This window comes from Pseudomonas sp. HP_14 (genome assembly GCF_055283875.1).
In genome coordinates, this window is sequence record NZ_JBTOQI010000025.1 from 1 (window position 1) to 17602 (window position 17602).

Annotated in this window: 21 protein-coding genes, 1 tRNA gene and 1 pseudogene; 14 read left to right on the plus strand and 9 right to left on the minus strand. The window is 57.0% G+C overall.

Features of this window, described 5'->3' with window-relative positions; all coding sequences use genetic code 11:
* Positions 1 to 71: 71 nt before the first annotated feature.
* Positions 72 to 1502 carry a M48 family metalloprotease gene (locus tag ACYASS_RS16905; RefSeq protein WP_243248150.1) on the minus strand — a complete coding sequence of 477 codons (1431 nt, stop codon included), beginning with the start codon at positions 1500 to 1502 and terminating at the stop codon, positions 72 to 74.
* A 149-nt stretch (positions 1503 to 1651) separates the two neighbouring features.
* Here ACYASS_RS16905 and ACYASS_RS16910 point away from each other — a divergent pair, with 149 nt between their 5' ends.
* Positions 1652 to 1903 (plus strand): sulfurtransferase TusA family protein, encoded by a 252-nt coding sequence (locus ACYASS_RS16910; protein ID WP_122665053.1) that lies wholly within the window; start codon positions 1652 to 1654, stop codon positions 1901 to 1903.
* A 35-nt stretch (positions 1904 to 1938) separates the two neighbouring features.
* A complete protein-coding gene (locus ACYASS_RS16915) occupies positions 1939 to 3009 on the plus strand; it encodes an AI-2E family transporter (protein WP_027899147.1) in 1071 nt (356 codons plus the stop codon).
* 57 nt (positions 3010 to 3066) lie between these two features.
* On the opposite strand, the gene ACYASS_RS16920 is transcribed toward ACYASS_RS16915, so the two are convergent.
* On the minus strand, positions 3067 to 3540 hold the full coding sequence (locus ACYASS_RS16920; RefSeq protein ID WP_122807911.1) for a peroxiredoxin: 474 nt from the start codon (positions 3538 to 3540) through the stop codon (positions 3067 to 3069).
* A 9-nt stretch (positions 3541 to 3549) separates the two neighbouring features.
* Entirely contained in the window at positions 3550 to 4113 is a 564-nt protein-coding gene (locus ACYASS_RS16925) for a glycine cleavage system transcriptional repressor (protein WP_027899149.1), read from the minus strand.
* Positions 4114 to 4438: 325 nt separating this feature from the next.
* On the opposite strand from ACYASS_RS16925, the gene dapA reads away from it, so the two are divergent.
* From dapA to ACYASS_RS16950, 5 genes are all read left to right on the plus strand, one after another.
* A complete protein-coding gene (gene dapA / locus ACYASS_RS16930; RefSeq protein ID WP_243248151.1) occupies positions 4439 to 5317 on the plus strand; it encodes a 4-hydroxy-tetrahydrodipicolinate synthase in 879 nt (292 codons plus the stop codon).
* An 18-nt stretch (positions 5318 to 5335) separates the two neighbouring features.
* Entirely contained in the window at positions 5336 to 6451 is a 1116-nt protein-coding gene (bamC, locus tag ACYASS_RS16935; protein WP_463586968.1) for an outer membrane protein assembly factor BamC, read from the plus strand.
* A complete protein-coding gene (locus ACYASS_RS16940; protein ID WP_463586969.1) occupies positions 6452 to 7210 on the plus strand; it encodes an MBL fold metallo-hydrolase in 759 nt (252 codons plus the stop codon).
* Positions 7211 to 7238: 28 nt separating this feature from the next.
* Positions 7239 to 7952, plus strand: coding sequence for a phosphoribosylaminoimidazolesuccinocarboxamide synthase (gene purC / locus ACYASS_RS16945; protein ID WP_027899153.1), 714 nt, complete (start codon positions 7239 to 7241; stop codon positions 7950 to 7952).
* 92 nt (positions 7953 to 8044) lie between these two features.
* A tRNA-Ser gene (locus ACYASS_RS16950) sits at positions 8045 to 8134 on the plus strand.
* A 69-nt stretch (positions 8135 to 8203) separates the two neighbouring features.
* Here ACYASS_RS16950 and ACYASS_RS16955 read toward each other — a convergent pair.
* Positions 8204 to 8449 carry a helix-turn-helix domain-containing protein gene (locus tag ACYASS_RS16955; protein WP_463586970.1) on the minus strand — a complete coding sequence of 82 codons (246 nt, stop codon included), beginning with the start codon at positions 8447 to 8449 and terminating at the stop codon, positions 8204 to 8206.
* A complete protein-coding gene (locus tag ACYASS_RS16960) occupies positions 8446 to 8697 on the minus strand; it encodes a helix-turn-helix domain-containing protein (protein WP_463586971.1) in 252 nt (83 codons plus the stop codon). The genes ACYASS_RS16955 and ACYASS_RS16960 overlap by 4 nt, the downstream gene beginning before the upstream one ends.
* Positions 8698 to 8846: 149 nt before the next feature.
* Between ACYASS_RS16960 and ACYASS_RS16965 the strand changes: the two genes are divergently transcribed.
* Both ACYASS_RS16965 and ACYASS_RS16970 read left to right on the plus strand, forming a co-directional pair.
* Positions 8847 to 9170: a hypothetical protein gene (locus tag ACYASS_RS16965; RefSeq protein WP_463586972.1), complete on the plus strand. Its 324-nt coding sequence runs from the start codon at positions 8847 to 8849 to the stop codon at positions 9168 to 9170.
* A 495-nt stretch (positions 9171 to 9665) separates the two neighbouring features.
* Positions 9666 to 9893, plus strand: coding sequence for a hypothetical protein (locus ACYASS_RS16970; RefSeq protein ID WP_183141688.1), 228 nt, complete (start codon positions 9666 to 9668; stop codon positions 9891 to 9893).
* A gap of 29 nt (positions 9894 to 9922) precedes the next feature.
* On the opposite strand, the gene ACYASS_RS16975 is transcribed toward ACYASS_RS16970, so the two are convergent.
* Genes ACYASS_RS16975 through ACYASS_RS16985 form a run of 3 tightly spaced genes read right to left on the minus strand, consistent with a single transcriptional unit; the run spans position 9923 to position 11215 of the window.
* Positions 9923 to 10573 carry an HAD-IA family hydrolase gene (locus ACYASS_RS16975; protein ID WP_463586973.1) on the minus strand — a complete coding sequence of 217 codons (651 nt, stop codon included), beginning with the start codon at positions 10571 to 10573 and terminating at the stop codon, positions 9923 to 9925.
* A 25-nt stretch (positions 10574 to 10598) separates the two neighbouring features.
* On the minus strand, positions 10599 to 10880 hold the full coding sequence (locus ACYASS_RS16980) for an addiction module antidote protein (RefSeq protein ID WP_087265365.1): 282 nt from the start codon (positions 10878 to 10880) through the stop codon (positions 10599 to 10601).
* Positions 10877 to 11215, minus strand: coding sequence for a type II toxin-antitoxin system RelE/ParE family toxin (locus ACYASS_RS16985; RefSeq protein ID WP_463586974.1), 339 nt, complete (start codon positions 11213 to 11215; stop codon positions 10877 to 10879). Before ACYASS_RS16985 ends, ACYASS_RS16980 begins: the two co-directional genes overlap by 4 nt.
* A gap of 336 nt (positions 11216 to 11551) precedes the next feature.
* Between ACYASS_RS16985 and ACYASS_RS16990 the strand changes: the two genes are divergently transcribed.
* The 5 genes and pseudogenes from ACYASS_RS16990 to ACYASS_RS17010 all read left to right on the plus strand — a co-directional run bounded on the left by ACYASS_RS16990 (position 11552) and on the right by ACYASS_RS17010 (position 16812).
* A complete protein-coding gene (locus ACYASS_RS16990; protein ID WP_463586975.1) occupies positions 11552 to 13240 on the plus strand; it encodes an NAD-dependent malic enzyme in 1689 nt (562 codons plus the stop codon).
* 413 nt (positions 13241 to 13653) lie between these two features.
* Positions 13654 to 14193: pseudogene (locus ACYASS_RS16995) on the plus strand (methylated-DNA--[protein]-cysteine S-methyltransferase); the annotation flags it as partial.
* A gap of 147 nt (positions 14194 to 14340) precedes the next feature.
* Positions 14341 to 15474 carry a ribonuclease D gene (gene rnd, locus ACYASS_RS17000; protein WP_463586976.1) on the plus strand — a complete coding sequence of 378 codons (1134 nt, stop codon included), beginning with the start codon at positions 14341 to 14343 and terminating at the stop codon, positions 15472 to 15474.
* Positions 15471 to 15764: a YcgL domain-containing protein gene (locus ACYASS_RS17005; RefSeq protein WP_122665040.1), complete on the plus strand. Its 294-nt coding sequence runs from the start codon at positions 15471 to 15473 to the stop codon at positions 15762 to 15764. The genes rnd and ACYASS_RS17005 overlap by 4 nt, the downstream gene beginning before the upstream one ends.
* Before the next feature lie 115 nt (positions 15765 to 15879).
* A complete protein-coding gene (locus ACYASS_RS17010; RefSeq protein WP_463586977.1) occupies positions 15880 to 16812 on the plus strand; it encodes a D-2-hydroxyacid dehydrogenase in 933 nt (310 codons plus the stop codon).
* Between the two features lie 98 nt (positions 16813 to 16910).
* Here ACYASS_RS17010 and ACYASS_RS17015 read toward each other — a convergent pair whose 3' ends face one another.
* Positions 16911 to 17504, minus strand: a complete 594-nt coding sequence (locus tag ACYASS_RS17015; protein WP_243248169.1) for a nitroreductase family protein — start codon at positions 17502 to 17504, stop codon at positions 16911 to 16913.
* Positions 17505 to 17602 lie beyond the last annotated feature (98 nt).

Genomic DNA, 17602 nt, shown 5'->3' on the forward strand with positions numbered 1-17602 from the left:
CGATGGCGGTCTGCCTGATAAACCGCTATCGCGGCCTCGCGGTGCTCGTGCGCTCCTACAGGGGATAGGTGTTACATCATGTCCTTGACCATGCGCTCCTGATCCGCCAACTCCTTCTGCCGCGCATCAATGCGTGACGCCAGCTGGAAGTTGTTGTTCGCACGACGTTTGGCGAAGTCCAGCTGCTGAATGGCCTGTCTGAAATCACCCACCAGCGCGAAGTACTCGGCACGGGCCTGATGCAGACCAATAGTGTTGCCGTTCAAGCCACGGGTCTCAGCGACCAGATACCAGATGTCCGGATCATCAGGACGGTTTTTCAACAGCCCGTTCAGGGATTTCTCCGCTTCAGCGGTACGATTCTGTTTGAGTAGCACATCAACCCGAACCTGATTCAGCGGGTAGTTATCCGGGTACTGCGTCAGCATCCGGTCGACCCGTTGTTGCGCGTCATTGAGCCGGTTGTTGGTGATGTCCAGATCAATCTGCGTCAGGTTGTAGGTGATGTCGTTGGGCGACTTGTCGATCAACGGCTTGAGGGTTTCCCTGGCTTCATTAAGTTGCCCACCTTTAATCTGCGCGATAGCGAGGCCATAGCGCGCCGGGGCCGAATTGGGGTTCTCGGTCAACTGTGCACGGAAGCGCTTGGCGGCAATGCCTGGTGTTTCTTCGTAGATCAACGCCACCCGCGCACGCATCAACTGATAACGCACGCTGTCTTCCTTGCCACCCGGCTTTGCTTGCTCGGCTCGGTTACGGGTGTCCGCGATCCGCGATTCTGTTACCGGGTGAGTCAGCAGAAATTCAGGCGGTTTGGCGTCGAAGCGGTACTGGCGCATCAAACGTTCAAACATGGTCGGCATGTTGCGCGGGTCGTAGCCGGCTTTTTCCAGATTGAGAATGCCGATCCGGTCGGCTTCCTGCTCGTTCTGGCGCGAAAAACGTCGCTGTTCCTGAATGGCCGCAGCTTGTGAACCCGCGATGGCGGCGATACCTGCATCGCCCGCGCCCGCGGCGGCCATGACAATACCCGCAAGCATTGCTGCCATGACGGGCACTTGCATGCGCTGTTGGGCTTCAACACCACGAGCAAAGTGGCGCTGGGACAAGTGAGCCAGTTCGTGCGCCAGTACCGAAGCGTATTCGCCTTCAGTCTGGGCATTGAGGAACAAACCGCCGTTGACGCCGATAATCCCGCCGGGTGCGGCGAAGGCGTTGAGTTGCGGGCTGTTGATCAGAATGAACTCAAGACGTCGGTCCTGTACCTGGCTGGTTTCCGCCAGGCTGTAGACCGAGGTCTCGACGAAGTCCTTGAGCTGAGGGTCGGAAAGTTGCGAGACCTGACCACGAAGCAGCCCAAGCCAGGCACGGCCCAACTGGTGTTCCTGCTCCGGCGAAACAATCGCGGAGCTGGCATCGCCGAGGGACGGCAGGTCATCGGCATGCGCAGGAACAGTCATCAGGCATGCGAGCGTCAGCAGGGTGGGGCGCAGAAAATTCATCCATGGAGCTCTGAGTTGGAGAACCTCTACTGTAGCCGTCTAAAGTGCTTGATGGCCAGAGTGCGGTATTCTTCCGGCCTCGAAGATGTATCTGATAGAAACATTTTGCCTTCGTATAGCAATTTGATGTGCCTGCCCGGAGAGAAACGATGTCTGACGCTGTAACGCGCCCCGAAAGCTGTGACGCTGAAGTCGACGCAAGCGGCCTTAATTGCCCGCTGCCGTTGCTCAAGGCCAAGCTTGAGCTCAACCGCCTGAACCGTGGCGCCGTGCTCAAGGTTATCGCTACCGACGCCGGATCCCAGCGCGACTTCCGTTCCTTCGCCAGGCTTGCTGGCCATGAATTGCTTCATGAGGAAGCCGAGGCCGGGATCTACACCTACTGGCTGCGTAAGGCATAACCGACTCAGGCCCAACCGCTTCAAAAGGATTTTTGATGTTCAACGTGCTTCGCAACTGGGTACAACGCTACTTTTCCGATGAAGAGGCGGTTGTACTCGCGGTGTTGCTGTTTCTGGCGTTCACCATTGTTCTGACCCTTGGTGGCATGCTCGCGCCCGTGCTGGCCGGGATGGTGCTGGCGTTCCTGATGCAAGGGCTGGTGAGCCTGCTTGAGCGTTTTCGGGTGCCTGAATCCGGCGCGGTCGGCCTGGTCTTCATGCTGTTCATGGGGGCGTTGCTGGTGTTCTTGCTGGTCCTGGTGCCGCTGCTCTGGCATCAATTGATCACGCTGTTCAATGAGCTGCCGGGCATGCTTGCCAAGTGGCAGTCGTTATTGCTGCTGTTGCCCGAGCGTTATCCGCATCTGGTTTCCGACGAGCAGGTGCTGCACGCCATCGAAGTCGCACGGGGCGAGATCGGTAAATTCGGCCAATGGGCACTGACTTTCTCGCTGTCCAGTTTGCCGCTGTTGGCCAACATCATGATCTACCTCGTGCTGGTGCCGATCCTGGTGTTCTTCTTTCTCAAGGATCGGCGTCTCATTGGCCGCTGGGTGGTCAGTTACTTGCCACGCGAGCGCGCTTTGATGACCCGTGTTGCCGAAGAAATGAATCGGCAGATCGCCAACTACATTCGCGGCAAGGTCATCGAGATATTTATTTGCGGTGGCGTGACCTACATCGGTTTTGTGGCGCTGGGCCTGAACTACGCGGCGTTGCTGGCCATGCTGGTGGGGATTTCCGTCGTGGTGCCTTACGTCGGCGCGGTCGTAGTCACAGTGCCCGTGGCTTTGATCGCTCTGTTTCAGTGGGGCTGGAGTGACCAGTTCATCTACTTGATGGTGGTCTACGGCGTGATTCAGGCGCTGGACGGCAACGTGCTGGTGCCGCTGTTGTTCTCGGAGGCCGTCAACCTGCACCCGGTCGCAATCATCTGCGCGGTGCTGCTGTTTGGCGGGTTGTGGGGCTTCTGGGGGATCTTCTTCGCGATTCCGCTGGCAACCCTGTTCAAAGCCGTGCTGGATGCGTGGCCAAGGCAGGAACCGACCGTGGCGCCTTTGTTGTAAGCACCGACGCCATCGCGAGCAAGGTGGAGCGATGGCGGTTGAAAGGGCACCAAGGCTTCAGGCTTTATTCAACGCCTGAGCCTTCTCCAGCACCGCTTCCACATGCCCCGGCACCTTCACGCCGCGCCATTCGTGGCGTAACACACCGTCTTTGTCGATCAAAAAGGTGCTGCGATCCACGCCAAGGTATTCCTTGCCGTACAGCTTCTTGAGCTTGATCACATCAAACAGCTGGCAAAGCGCTTCGTCCTTGTCCGAAATCAGCTCGAACGGGAACGACTGCTTGGCCTTGAAGTTCTCGTGTGATTTCAGACTGTCCCGGGAGACGCCAAATACCAAGGTATTGGCCGCCTGAAACTGCTCATGCTGATCGCGAAAGTTCTGACCCTGAGTGGTACAGCCCGGCGTGCTGTCCTTCGGGTAGAAATAAATCACGACCTGCTTGCCCTTGAGTTCCGACAGGCTCACGGCCTGTCCGCTAGTGGCTTGCACCTGAAAATCGCTAACCGGTTGATCTACTGCTACAGCCATGGGACTTCCTTACATGGGGGCTTGCGGGCGCCACGGTTCGATCAGTGCATCCAGGTTCAGCGCGTCGGCGAAATCCAGAAACTGATCGCGTAGCCAACTGATCTGGATGCCCGCAGGCAAGGTCACGGTGAAGGTTGCGTTGAGCATGGTGCCGCCGGTCTGCGGAGCCAGATAGGTATCGCAGATCAGGTTTTCCAGTTCCACGTTGTGGTCCATGAAGAACTGGCACAGCTCATTGATGATGTCCGGGCGATACGCCGAGCTGACGTAAGCCACGTAAGGCAGCGCCTCTGGACGGCTTTCCAGCGTGGCACTGCGTACGACGCTGGTGGTGAAGTCGTGCTTCTTGGACAGGCCGGGCAGGCCTGTTTCCAGACGGGCCAGGGCATCCCAGCTACCGGAAACCTGAAGAATCAACGCACTGTATTCGCCGTGACGGGTCAGGCGCGAGCTGACTACCGAGCAACGGCTTTCGTGACTGGCACGGCACAGGACGTTGGTCAGCTCCATTGGGTTTGCGCCAAGGGCACTGATGACAAGGAATTGTTCGCGAACTGTGGGGGTGGACGACATGCAGCATTCCTAGACGATGAGCGGTCGGTACATTTATTGGCTTGCGGAACCGAATCGACGATCAACAGCGTCAGACAACAACCGCAACCCTGGCGAGGTGCGTCTGCCCGATTGACCAAAGGCAGGCTGCAACAGCGCTGGAGCAGGGGTTCTGACGTTTAAACCGACCGAATGAAGGAGGCGCGCAGATGACCAGTACCGATCAAAGAACGAAGGGTAGCGAAAACCATCGCTCAGGGGAATGCTCACAGCGTGGTACTTCGCTTGTACAAGGCTGATAGCGCCAGTACCATTACGGCTCTCTTTTTCCGGCAGGAGCGGTTGCATGATTGCGGGCAGTATGGTGGCACTGGTCACACCCATGGATGCACAGGGACGTCTGGACTGGGACAGCCTGAGCAAACTGGTGGACTTCCACCTGCAAGAGGGCACCAACGCCATTGTTGCCGTTGGCACCACAGGTGAATCGGCCACGCTTGATGTGAATGAACACATCGAGGTGATCCGTCGTGTGGTCGATCAGGTGGCAGGGCGTATTCCTGTTATCGCAGGTACAGGCGCAAACTCAACGCGTGAAGCGATCGAGCTGACCAACAACGCCAAGCGCGCTGGCGCAGACGCGTGCCTTCTGGTCACGCCGTATTACAACAAGCCGACTCAGGAAGGCCTGTATCAGCACTTCAAGGCTATCGCCGAAGCGGTGGACATCCCGCAGATCCTTTACAACGTGCCGGGCCGTACAGCCTGCGACATGCTGGCAGAGACTGTTGTGCGCCTGTCCACCGTGCCGAACATCATCGGCATCAAGGAAGCCACGGGTGATCTGCAGCGCGCCAAGGACATCCTGGCAGGCGTCAGCAGCGACTTCCTGGTGTATTCCGGCGATGATGCAACAGCGGTCGAATTAATGCTGCTGGGTGGCAAAGGCAACATTTCCGTGACGGCCAACGTTGCACCGCGCGCCATGAGCGAGCTGTGTGCCGCTGCCATGCGTGGTGATGCTGACGCTGCGCGGGCGATCAATGAAAAACTGATGCCGCTCAACAAGACCCTGTTTATCGAATCCAACCCTATCCCCGTGAAATGGGCCCTGAATGAAATGGGTCTGATGCCGGACGGTATCCGTCTGCCGCTCACCTGGCTCAGCCAGGCCTGTCACGAACCGCTGCGTCAGGCCCTGCGCCAGTCCGGCGTTCTGGTTTAATTGAGGAAGCATTACGCAATGAAGCGATTGGCCGGACTTTCCGCACTTGCCTTGATTATCTCCAGCACCAGCGGTTGCGGTTGGCTGTGGGGTGAAGATGGTTACTTCCGTGACCGCGGCAGCGATTACCTCGAAGCACAGCAAACTGCACCGATGCGGATCCCGCCGGGTGTTTCAGAGACCAAACGTCTCGACCCGCTGCTGCCGATCCCGCGCAACGTCGCGGATGACACCGTTAAAGGCGAATTCGTAGTACCTCGCCCGCAACCTCTGTCGACCGTTGCCGATTCCAGCGATTTCAGCCTGCAGAAGAGCGGCAATAACAGCTGGGTGCTCGCTCAACGTGCGCCTGCTGAAGTCTGGCCTGTAGCGCATCAGTATTTCGAAGATAACGGTTTCCGTATCGCCGAAGATCGCCCGCAAACAGGTGAATTCAGCACCACGTGGCAGCGTCTGGACGAGCTGTCCGCGGTTGTCGCCAAGCGCCTGAGCGCCAGCGGCACTGCTTCCGATGCAGAAACCCGCGTGCGAGTGCGTATCGAGCCGGGCGTGCAACGCAACACCAGTGAAATCTACGTGGTCAGCGCCGAGCGTCCAGCAGGCAGCACCGCTGACGTCCCGTTCACTGATCGCGCTACCAACGTGGCACTTGATGCTGCGTTGACCGATGACATGCTGGCCAGCCTGAGCCGCAGCGCAGAACAGGGCGGCTCCGTGTCGCTGCTGGCAGCGCGCGACTACGACACCCCAAGCCGTGTAGCCCTGAGCGAAGACGGCAGCGGCAACCCGGTTCTGAACGTCGGTTCGGATCTGGATCGTGCATGGTCAAGCGTCGGTCGTGCCCTGAATCAGGGTGAATGGCGCGTAGAAGACATCAACCGCAGTCTGGGTCTGTACTACATCAACCTGGCAGAGCGGGCTGATACGCCTGAGAACAAACCTGGCTTCTTCGGCCGCCTGTTCGGCAGCAAAGAAACCAAGGAAGAGATCGATGCCCGTGCCGAGCGTTATCAAGTGCGCTTGAGCAAAGTGGGTGACAACGTTCAGGTAACCGTCGAGAAGAACATCAACACCGTCGCACCGGCAGACATTGCCCGTCGCGTACTGGGTGTCATTCAAGACAACCTGGGTTAAGTGCGTTTCGCAGTATTAGGCAGCGGCAGCCAAGGGAATGGCACGCTGGTAGCCAGCGGTAATACGCATGTGCTGGTGGATTGCGGTTTCTCCCTGCGGGAAACCGAACGACGATTGGCGCGGCTAGGGCTTGGCGCGCATCAGTTGAGTGCGATTCTGGTAACCCACGAACATGCCGATCATGTGCACGGCGTGGGTTTACTGTCTCGGCGCTACAATCTGCCGGTGTACATGAGTAGCGGCACGGCACGAGGGTTGCGCAAGCCTGTTGAAGTCGCCGGGTATCTGGCAGGCGGGCAGGATTTGCAGTTGGGGGCGTTGAACATCCATGTGGTGTCCGTCGCTCACGATGCCCTTGAGCCGACGCAGTTCGTCTTCACCGATGGCACGCGTCGTTTTGGTCTGCTGACGGATCTGGGGTCGTACTGCCCGACGGTGCTGCAAAGCTACCACGGTCTGGACGCCCTGATGATCGAGTCCAACCACTGCCGGGACATGCTTGCTCGCGGTCACTACCCGCACTTCCTGAAGCAGCGGGTCGGTGGCAGCGAAGGACATTTGAACAACCATCAGGCCGCAAGCCTGGTGAACGAGTTGGGCTGGCAGGACCTGCAGCATTTGGTACTGGCCCACCTCAGCAGCAAGAACAATCTGCCGCATCTGGCCCGGCAATGTTTCGTCGACACCTTAGGGTGCGATCCGGACTGGTTACAATTGGCCGATCAAGATTCAGGGCTCGACTGGCGACATATCGCCTAGCCCAACTACTTAGCAAGCGGAGCCCATCATGGAAAAACGTGAAGAACTCTACCGCGGCAAAGCCAAATCGGTTTACAAGACCGACGATGCTGACCGCTTGATCCTGCTGTTCCGTAACGACACTTCGGCGTTCGACGGCAAGCGTATCGAACAGCTGGACCGTAAAGGCATGGTGAACAACAAGTTCAACGCCTTCATCATGCAGAAGCTCGAAGCTGCAGGCATTCCGACCCAGTTCGACAAGCTGCTGGCCGACAACGAAGTCCTGGTCAAAAAGCTCGACATGATCCCGGTCGAATGCGTCGTGCGTAACTACGCCGCCGGTAGTCTGGTCAAGCGCCTGGGCGTCGAAGAAGGCCTCAAGCTCAACCCGTACACTTTCGAGCTGTTCCTGAAGGACGACGCCAAGGGCGACCCGTTCATCAACGAATCCCACGTCGTCGCCTTCGGCTGGGGCACCGCCGAGCAACTGGTTCGCATGAAAGAACTGTCGCTCAAGGTCAACGACGTCCTGAGCAAACTGTTCGATGACGCCGGTCTGCTGCTGGTCGACTTCAAACTCGAGTTCGGCGTGTTCAGCGACGGCTCCATCGTCCTGGGCGACGAATTCAGCCCGGATGGCTGCCGCCTGTGGGACAAGGACACCAAGAAGAAAATGGACAAAGACCGCTTCCGCCAGGGCCTCGGTGACGTCATCGAAGCCTACGAAGAAGTCGCCAACCGCCTGGGCGTACCGCTCTAAGACGGAAAAGTAACGCAAGCGCTTGATAGCACGAAAAAAAATCAGCAAAAGGTATCGCCTTCTGCGATTGAACTGTTATGATGCGCGCCGTTGGAGAGATGCCGGAGTGGCCGAACGGGACGGATTCGAAATCCGTTGTACTGGCGACAGTACCTAGGGTTCAAATCCCTATCTCTCCGCCATACAAATGAAAGCCCCAGAAGTTATGCTTCTGGGGCTTTTTTGTTTGGGTTGGATAAGTTGGATGGCAATTATTGTTCGGCGCTCATCTTTTCCAGACTAATCAGCAGTTCGTGCGGATCCGCATCCAGGCCCCGACACAAATCCATAAACTCAATCACCTCCAGTCTTCGCTCCGCATTTTCGGTTTTCGATACGAAGGACTGCGGTCGTCCCAATTTCGTGACCAACTCTTTCTGGGTCAGGCCAGCTTCTACTCGCGCTTCCAGGAGAAGGGTCAGGAGGGACTGGTAGCGGGCGTTGTGGATGGTTTTCACTCTGACGACGCCAGCGCCTCTTCATACTCATTCACAAACTGCGGCAACGAATATCCAAGCACCGCACACAAATCCCGCAGTTGAATCAGATCCAGGCGTCGGGAGCCTTTTTCCACATCGCTCATGAATGACTGTGGTCGACCAAGTGCCGTGGAGCACTCCGATTGGGTCAGGTCGGCATTTTCTCTGATCATGCGCAGCAGCTTGATCAGGACCTGATGTTCTCGTCGATATATGGCTTTTGTCATGGTGGCCGTTCCGGTTGAACAGCGGCGTAAGCTATAACTGATTTTCAGATATCTGATTTTCGGATATTCTTGGTTTTGATTCCGCGCACGGCTGTAGGTCTGCACGGACGTAATAAATCTCGGAAGGCTTAGCTGAAAGGACACAATTTATGAAAAAACCAAAACTCTCACGCTTTCCCAAGCAAGCAGCTCGACGTAACACGATGACTCGCTCTGCCGGGTTTTTAGGCCGTAACTCTCAAGCTCCGTTGACCAAGCAGCAGGTCGTCAGCTCCATGTACGCCTACCTTATGACCAGTTGGGATGAGCTACCCGACGAGAACAAACGTGCATTGGGCTCCGACTTCGTTGTGGGCAGTGAAGGCGAGGAGGTGGCGCTCAGTCATCTGGCGCGGCTTTTTATGGATTACGCCGATTTGTCATTTCGGCGAGCGTTGGTGGCTCGACGTAGACGGCTGGGTATTGATGCGTGAATTGAGGTGATCGGCCAGCCAGGGGGAAGATGCTGCTTGCGTGTGGGTGGTTCCCGGTGTGGCTGATGCCCGGCGGCGCTTGAATCGCGGGCAAGCCTCGCTCCCACAGGTTCTGCGAATTTCAAGGATCAGCGCATGTCGTGAGACCGGCTTTAGCCGGGAAGAGTTGGGTACAGCCGCTGCATTTCTATCTTCCTGAATGCAGCCTTCCCGGCTAAAGCCGGTCCCACGTCGATCAGCTTGCGGGTCGACATAGAATCTCCCAGAGGGATCGCACAAGTCATCGGCTAACGCAGTCCCGTTGAAGTGTAGGAATCGTCCGATTTTCCTCTGGTTGATAGTCGAAAGCGGGGAGATATGAATAACTACCCCAGTCGCCAAATGGAATTGGCTGAAGATGAACTTGAATCCACTCGGCATAACGAGGGAAATCAGGTTCAGAGGCGCAGGCTCATGTAGGCGCTCATTTCAGGGGAAACCATGCAGGAACGCGTCATGACTGAAACCGAGCTCGAAAAAACCAAAGCCGAGATCAACAAAATGTTAGCCGAAGCGCACAAACTCGTTTTGGAGGCTGACAAGCTCGGCGCTGAAAAAACCAAGCTTAATGCTGAAGCTCGCAAAATGACTCGCGAAATCTTCTGGTATCCCGTCGCAATTGCCATCGGCATGATTGGCGCAGTGTCCACGGTAACGCTGTTGCTGGCCAGGCTACTCAGCTAATCGCTTTTTGCTGGCATGCAGTCTAATGGTCAGTTCCGAGTGAGACTCAACCCCTCAGCATCAACCACCACCGTCACCCCTTCATAACTCGCCAGCGTCCCGTGCTGCGTCTCCATCTCATGCTCATGCGTCGCCGTAATCACCACCACACTCGCACCCGCTGCTTCAGCCGCTGCAATGCCTGCGGGTGCATCTTCGAATACCAGGCAGTCTTTCGGATCAACGCCCAGTCGTTTCGCCGCAAGCAGGAAGCAGTCCGGGGCGGGTTTGCCTTGGGTGACGTCTTCGGATGTGACGATGTTGACTGGTAGTTTCAGACCAGCAGCTTTCAGACGTGCCTCGGCCAGTGCGCGTGGCGCTGAAGTGACGATAGCCCAACGTTCTGGCGGGAGAGAGGCGAGGAGGCGGGCGGCGTCGGCAACTTCGATGACGCCTTCTACATCGTCTATTTCTGCTTGTGAAATGACTTCGGCTTCCAGCTCCGGGTTAACACCGGGCAGGTTGAGGTTGCGGATGGTATCGATGCAGCGCACGCCGTGGATGGTAGGCAGGAAGGTTTTGACGTCCAGGCCGTGGCGCTCGGCCCAGTGAGTCCAGACCCGCTCGGCAGCGACAATGGAGTTGAGCAGCGTGCCGTCCATGTCGAACAGGAATGCCGAGAAGCGTCGGTTGTTGAGCATGGGTTACCTCGGGTCAGGATTTTGGTTAAGGACGATGAGCAACCAGCTTGACTCCGAGCGCACTTAATACTTTCAGCACTGTGTCATAGCGAGGTTTTGCGCCTGGGGCGAGTGCTTTATAAAGGCTCTCACGGCCCATGCCGGTATCTCGAGCGAGTTGGCTCATGCCATGGGCTTTCGCAGCTTCATTCAAAGCACGCAAGAATACATCTGGGTTTTGATCTTCGAGGGCGGCTGTCAAGAACTCGAAAATGGTTTCTTCATCTGTAAGATATTTCGACGCTTCAAAAGGTTTGAGCTGGGTCATGGCAGTTGATCTCGTTCGATTGTGCCCAGTATTTGCTTGGCCAGCTTGATGTCTCGCCGCTGGGAGGATTTATCTCCACCGCACAGGAGCAGATAGACCGTCTCACCCTGACGTGAGAAATAAATCCTGTAGCCTGGACCTGTGTGAATTCTCATCTCACTGACTCGTTCGCCAACGGTTTGCGTGTCACCAAGATTTCCAAGTTCGACCGAAATCAGTCGTGCCGTAATTCGGGCTCTAGCTTTTGGGTCCTTGAGCCTGGCCAGCCAGTTGTCAAACTCAGGTGTGACTACAAGCGAATAATGAGTTTTTGGAGTGTAGTCGTTCGGATACATATGGGCAACGTCGCTGGATCAAAAAATTCATCCAACAGTCCAGCGCCATTTGCCGAGGAGAGCAAAGTCGGTTTATTTACCGGATGATTCTCCAAGCGTTTATCCATGGACTTGTGATTCAGCGGATGCCTGTCCGGTCTTTTTTTTGCCATCCTTTCGCCATGTAGTAGCGGCAAATTGTCGCAACACGATTTTGCGCGAGTAAGATGTGCACCTTGATTTCACGACCCCCGATTTTTCGAGGCTGACCCTGATGCGCTCCGATGGAGATTCCGGGTTGCCAGCCTCGGTTGTACGGACTGAATACGAGTAGACAAGAAAAGGCGATCACTGAAAATGACCAAGACTTCGCGACCTTTATATATTTCCTATGCCGGCCCTTCGCTGCTGGAAATGCCCCTGCTGAATAAAGGCAGTGCTTTTACCCCGCAAGAGCGGGTCGAATTCAATCTGATCGGGCTGCTGCCGCAAAACGTAGAGACGATCGAAGAGCAAGTCACACGGGTGTACAGCCAGTATCAGCAGTGCGCGAGCGATCTGGACAAGCATATTTATCTGCGTTCGATCCAGGACAACAACGAAACGTTGTTCTTCCGTCTGCTGGATTCTCACCTCGACGAAATGCTGCCGATCATCTACACGCCGACGGTAGGGCAGGCGTGTCAGGAATTCTCCAAGATCTACCGCACCCACCGCGGTCTGTTCATTTCCTATCCGGATCGCGACCGCATCGACGACATTCTTCGTAGCGCCACTAAAGATCGGATCAAGATCATCGTCGTGACGGACAGCGAGCGGATTCTTGGTCTGGGCGATCAGGGCATCGGCGGCATGGGCATCCCGATCGGCAAGCTATCGCTGTATACCGCGTGCGGCGGTATCAGCCCGGCTTACACGTTGCCTATCGTGCTGGACGTCGGCACCAATAACCAGGAATTGCTCGACGATCCGATGTACATGGGCTGGCGCAACAAGCGGGTGACGGGCAAGGAATATGAAGACTTCATCGCGCTGTTCATCGAGGCCGTTCAGCGTCGCTGGCCGGACGTGCTGCTGCAGTTCGAAGACTTCGCCCAGACCAACGCCATGCCGTTGCTGGACAAGTACCGCGACGAGCTGTGCTGCTTCAACGACGACATTCAGGGCACTGCATCGGTTGCGGTCGGCACCTTGCTGGCGGCCTGTAAAGCCAAGAATGAAACCCTCGGTCAGCAGCGCGTGGTGTTCCTCGGTGCCGGTTCGGCGGGTTGCGGTATCGCCGAGCACATCATCGCTGCGATGGTGATTGAAGGCCTGACGGAAGCAGAAGCGCGCAAGCGAGTGATGATGGTTGACCGCTTCGGCCTGCTGACCGACAGCATGGACAACCTGCTGGACTTCCAGAAGAACCTGGCTCAGAAGGCGGGTGACGTGGCGGGCTGGTCGAACGGTTCGGGCTACCCAGAGCTGCTGGACGTAGTGACCAACGGCAAGCCGACTGTCTTGATCGGCGTGTCCGGTCAGCGTGGCCTGTTCACCGAGCAGATCATCCGCGAGATGCACAAGCACTGCGCCAAGCCGCTGGTGATGCCGCTATCCAACCCGACGTCGAAGGTCGAAGTCACCCCGCAGGAAGTCCTGACCTGGACCAACGGCGATGCGCTGGTAGCGACCGGTAGTCCATTTGCCCCGGTAACTGTGGGCGACCGCACCTTCCACATTGCGCAGTGCAACAACTCCTACATCTTCCCGGGCATTGGTCTTGGTGTGATCGCGGCGAAAGCTACGCGGATCTCCGACAAGATGCTGATGGCGGCGTCCAACGCGCTGGCTGAGTGTTCACCGATGGTGACGGGCAAGGGCGACGCGGTATTGCCGCCGCTGAAGGAGATTCAGGAAGTCAGCAAGAAGATCGCTTTAGCCGTCGCCAAGCAGGCTCAGGCTGATGGTGTGGCGCTGGAAACCACTGAAGAGTTTCTGGTTGAGGCGATCCAGCGTAACTTCTGGCAGCCGAAATACCGTGCGTATCGTCGCAGCGCGGTTTGATCGCGGGCTGACGAGTTAAACGAGAGCCGCGACAGGCAAACCTGTCGCGGCTTTTTTATGGGTTTAAGATTGCTTTCTTCGAAACAGAGCTACTGGCCTGAAATGCAGTTTCTGTGGGAGATTCTATGTTGGCCTGCAAACCCACTCTCCGTGGGAGCGAATTCATTCGCGAAGAGGCTAGTACATCCGCAGCCTATGTATCGCCTGAACTACCGCTTCCCGAATGAATTCGGTCCCACAGGGCTCGGGTTTGCCGCAAGATAATGCGTTGTCAGGCTCGCCGCGCAGTTATCTATAGAGAACACAGGAGCCCTAAATTGGACGGATTCAACGAAACAAGCGCCGAACAGATCTTCGCCTTCAACGCCGCCCTGAAGAATCTCCTGCAAACCAAACCGGCGAAACCCTCCACCGGCGAGCCGCTGTATTTCAAAATCTTGCCAACACCTCTGGGCCCAATGTTGGCCATGGCTGAGAAGCGTGGGCTGGTGATGCTCGAATTTCTGGATCGGCCGATCTTGATGCGCGAAATCGAAGAGCTGCGTAGCCGTTATGGTTACCTGATCGGCGCGGGAGATACGCCGCATCTGCTGCAGGTCGCAGACGAACTGAAACGCTACTTCGAAGGCGCGTTGACTCGCTTCGAAGTACCCCTGCATACGCCAGGCAGTATTTTTCAGAATCAGGTGTGGGAAGCGTTACGTCAGGTCCCTTACGGCACCACCTGCACCTATGGCGAAATCGCGCTATTGCTGGGTAAGCCGGGAGGCAGTCGTGCTGTAGGGCTGGCTAATGGCAGTAACCGCATGTCCATCGTTCTACCGTGCCACCGGGTGATCGGCGCAGATGGTTCGCTCACCGGTTATGGTGGCGGCAAGCGTCGCAAGGAATTCCTGTTGCGTCTGGAGCGCGTAAAACTACAGATCGACGAGCAAGGGCAGTTAGCGTTCTGAAGGTCGGAGCGCTGGCCCGATGAACGGTCGTTTTTTGCCCACATTAGCCGTAAATCCAAGATGAAGATGTTCAACACTTGCAGGACAGATGCGCGGTAATTGCTGACGGCGATATATACTGCGCGCCATTCTTCAAGGGAGAGCCGTGTGGCCATCGATATTCACTGGATTCGCGACGACGACAGCCTCGCCCTGCATTGCGCACAGTGGCAGTCATTGCCCTTTGTTGCCCTCGACACCGAGTTCATGCGGGTCGACACTTTTTACCCTATCGCGGCCTTGCTGCAGATCGGTGACGGTACCAGCGCCTGGCTGATCGACCCTTTGTTGATCAATGACTGGCGGCCGTTGTCGGTACTGCTGGAAAACCCTGACGTCATCAAAGTGGTTCACGCTTGCAGCGAAGATCTGGAAGTCCTGCTGCGTCTGACGGGCAGTCTGCCAGCGCCGCTGTTTGATACTCAACTGGCAGCGGCTTACCTGAACCTTGGCTTCTCCATGGGTTATTCCAGGCTGGTTCAGGACGTACTGAATATCGACCTGCCTAAAGGTGAGACCCGTTCAGACTGGCTGCAACGCCCGTTATCCGAGACCCAGATCAGCTATGCCGCCGAAGACGCGGTGCATCTGGCCGAGCTGTACGGCATTTTGCGTCCGCGCCTGTCAGATGAAAAATACGGATGGCTGCTGGAGGACGGGGCGGAGCTGGTTGCGAACCTGCGTCGTGACGTTGACCCGTACGAGGTGTATCGCGACGCCAAGCTCGCCTGGAAGCTGTCCCGTGCGCAGTTGGCAGTATTGCGTGAACTGTGTGCCTGGCGCGAACGTGAAGCCCGTGCCCGTAATGTGCCGCGTAATCGTATCGTGCGTGAGCATTCGCTATGGCCGCTGGCCAGAACGCAACCCGACAGTCTGGCCGCGTTGGCGAAGATCGATGACATGCATCCCAAGACAGTGCGTCAGGATGGCGAATTCATTCTTGATCTGATTAAAAAATCGGGCAGCGTGCCGCCGGATCAATGGCCGCCAGCGTTGCCGGAACCTTTGCCGATCGAGGCTGCGGCCGTGATCAAGACACTTCGTGCCGTCGGCCAGCGCTATGCCGAACAACTGGATATGGCCCCAGAGCTGATGTTGCGTAAAAAGACCCTCGAAGCCTTGCTCAAAAGCGGCTTTCCCGATGGCCCCTATCAATTGCCCGATTCGCTGCGTGGCTGGCGCCGCGAATTGATGGGTCAGGCGCTGCTCGACAGCCTGGCCAACGCAGGAGAACAGCAGTGAAGCGTATTTGCTCGATTTACCGCAGTAGCAAAAGAAATGAAATGTACCTCTACGTGCTCAAGAGCGATGAGCTCAAGCGCGTACCGCCGGAGTTGATGGTCGCTTTCGGTAAGCCGTTTCACGCGTTTGATCTGGTCCTGAGCCCTGAGCGCACATTGTCTCGCGAGGACATCAACAAGGTATTGGAAAACCTCGACACCCAGGGTTACCACCTGCAGATGCCGCCAGCAGAAGACGAGTACATCGAGCACTTGCCCGAAGAGTTGTTGCGTCGCAACGACCCGGTCTGAGCCAGAGCGAACAACCGTTAGCCGACGTTATAAAGACTGGTACTGGTCAGTGCGCACGATGACGTGCGTATTGCCGGTCATCGGTCGCATGTATTGTTTTTAAGGTTTTGAAACCATGCGCGTTCTGATCGCCGAACACGATTACCCTGTCTATACCCAGTTGTTGCGCAAGGCTGCGCCTGAGCTGGAAATCCTCAGTACTGGCGACTCTGCAGAGCTGTCCAGGTTTGCCACTGATTGCCCGGTCTGGCTCGGCCAGCCGGACTTGCTGGCCAACCTGTTACGTCAGGGACACAAACCCGCATGGATGCAATCAACCTGGGCTGGCGTTACGCCGCTGCTGGTTGACGGCCTTACCCGAGATTACCGTTTGACCCGTGCCGTGGGCATTTTTGGTCAGGTGATGGCCGAGTTCGTTCTGACCTACATGTTAGGGCATGAACGCGAAGTCCTGGCCCGTCTGGTCAGCCAGGTCGAGCGCAAGTGGGACAACCGCACCGGCCACAGCCTCGCAGGCCGCAAGGCGCTGATCGTGGGGGCAGGTGATATCGGCCTGAGCGTCGCGCAGTTTCTGGTACCATTTGGCGTGCAGGTCTACGGGATTGCTTCAAGCGCCCGTACTCAGACACCTTTTGTTGAAGTTGGCGCCATGGAAGATCTGGATCGGCTGGTAGGGGAGGTTGATTACGTCATCAACTTGCTACCGAACACGCCGCAAACCCACGATCTGTACGACGCGAAACTGTTCGCCAAATTCAAGCCTACGGGTTTGTTCATGAACGTGGGACGCGGCGTGGCCGTGGTTGATGCCGATCTGGTGGAAGCCCTGAAAGAAGGCCACCTGGCTGGCGCCGTGATTGATGTATGCCGTCAGGAGCCTCTTCCGCAGCGTCATCCGTTCTGGACCGCCTGGGGCTTGTTGCTGACAGGGCACAGTTCCGCGCCGACGTCGCCGGTAGCGATGGTCGGTTTGTTTCTGGAGAACCTGAAAGCGTACGAGGCGGGTGATCAATTGCGCGGGGAAGTAGATTTTTCGCGGGGGTATTGAGGCTAGGTCTATCGTCGCATCCGGGTAGGAGCCAACTTGTTGGCGAGGCGTGTCAGGGAAACTCTCGCGAACAAGTTCGCTCCTACCGGATTTTGTGTTTACAGGCTGAAATCACCTTCAGCCGCCAACTGCGCCACGGTCTGACGTGGGCTCGGGGCTTCGCGGCCTTGCAGGTACTCCGGCAGAGTCGATTTGTCCCCCAGCTTGCCGATCGCTACCGCTGCGTGCAGTGCGTAGCCTTCCGGAACGTTCAACTCTTTACGCGTCAGCTCCTGATCGAAACCGGCCATGCCGTGGGTGTGCCAACCGCTCAGGCTGGCTTGCAGCGCCAGGTAGCCCCAGGCAGAGCCGGTATCAAAGGTATGCCACAGCGCGGGGCTTTCTTCAGTCGCGCCAGGGGCTGTGAACGTCGTCTTGGAAATCACGATAACCAGCGCTGCCGCGTGCTGCGCCCAGTTACGGTTGAATTCGTTCAGCAGGCCCAGGTAACGCTCCCAGTTTGGCGTGTCCCGACGTGCATACAGAAAACGCCAAGGTTGCGAGTTATAGGCCGAAGGTGCCCAGCGAGCGGCTTCGAAAAAGCTCAGCAGGGTTTCCTCAGGGATGCTTTCGCCACTGAACGCGCGAGGCGACCAGCGCTCGGTGAATTGTGGGTCGATAGGGTGATCGGCGATGCGAGGGTTTGTGCTCATGAGAATCCTGAAAGGCAAGGAGGGAGGAACGCTCAAGCGGTGGGCCGTTGACGGCAGGCATCGCGGATGTCGTATAAAAGCAGCGGACTAAAGCTACT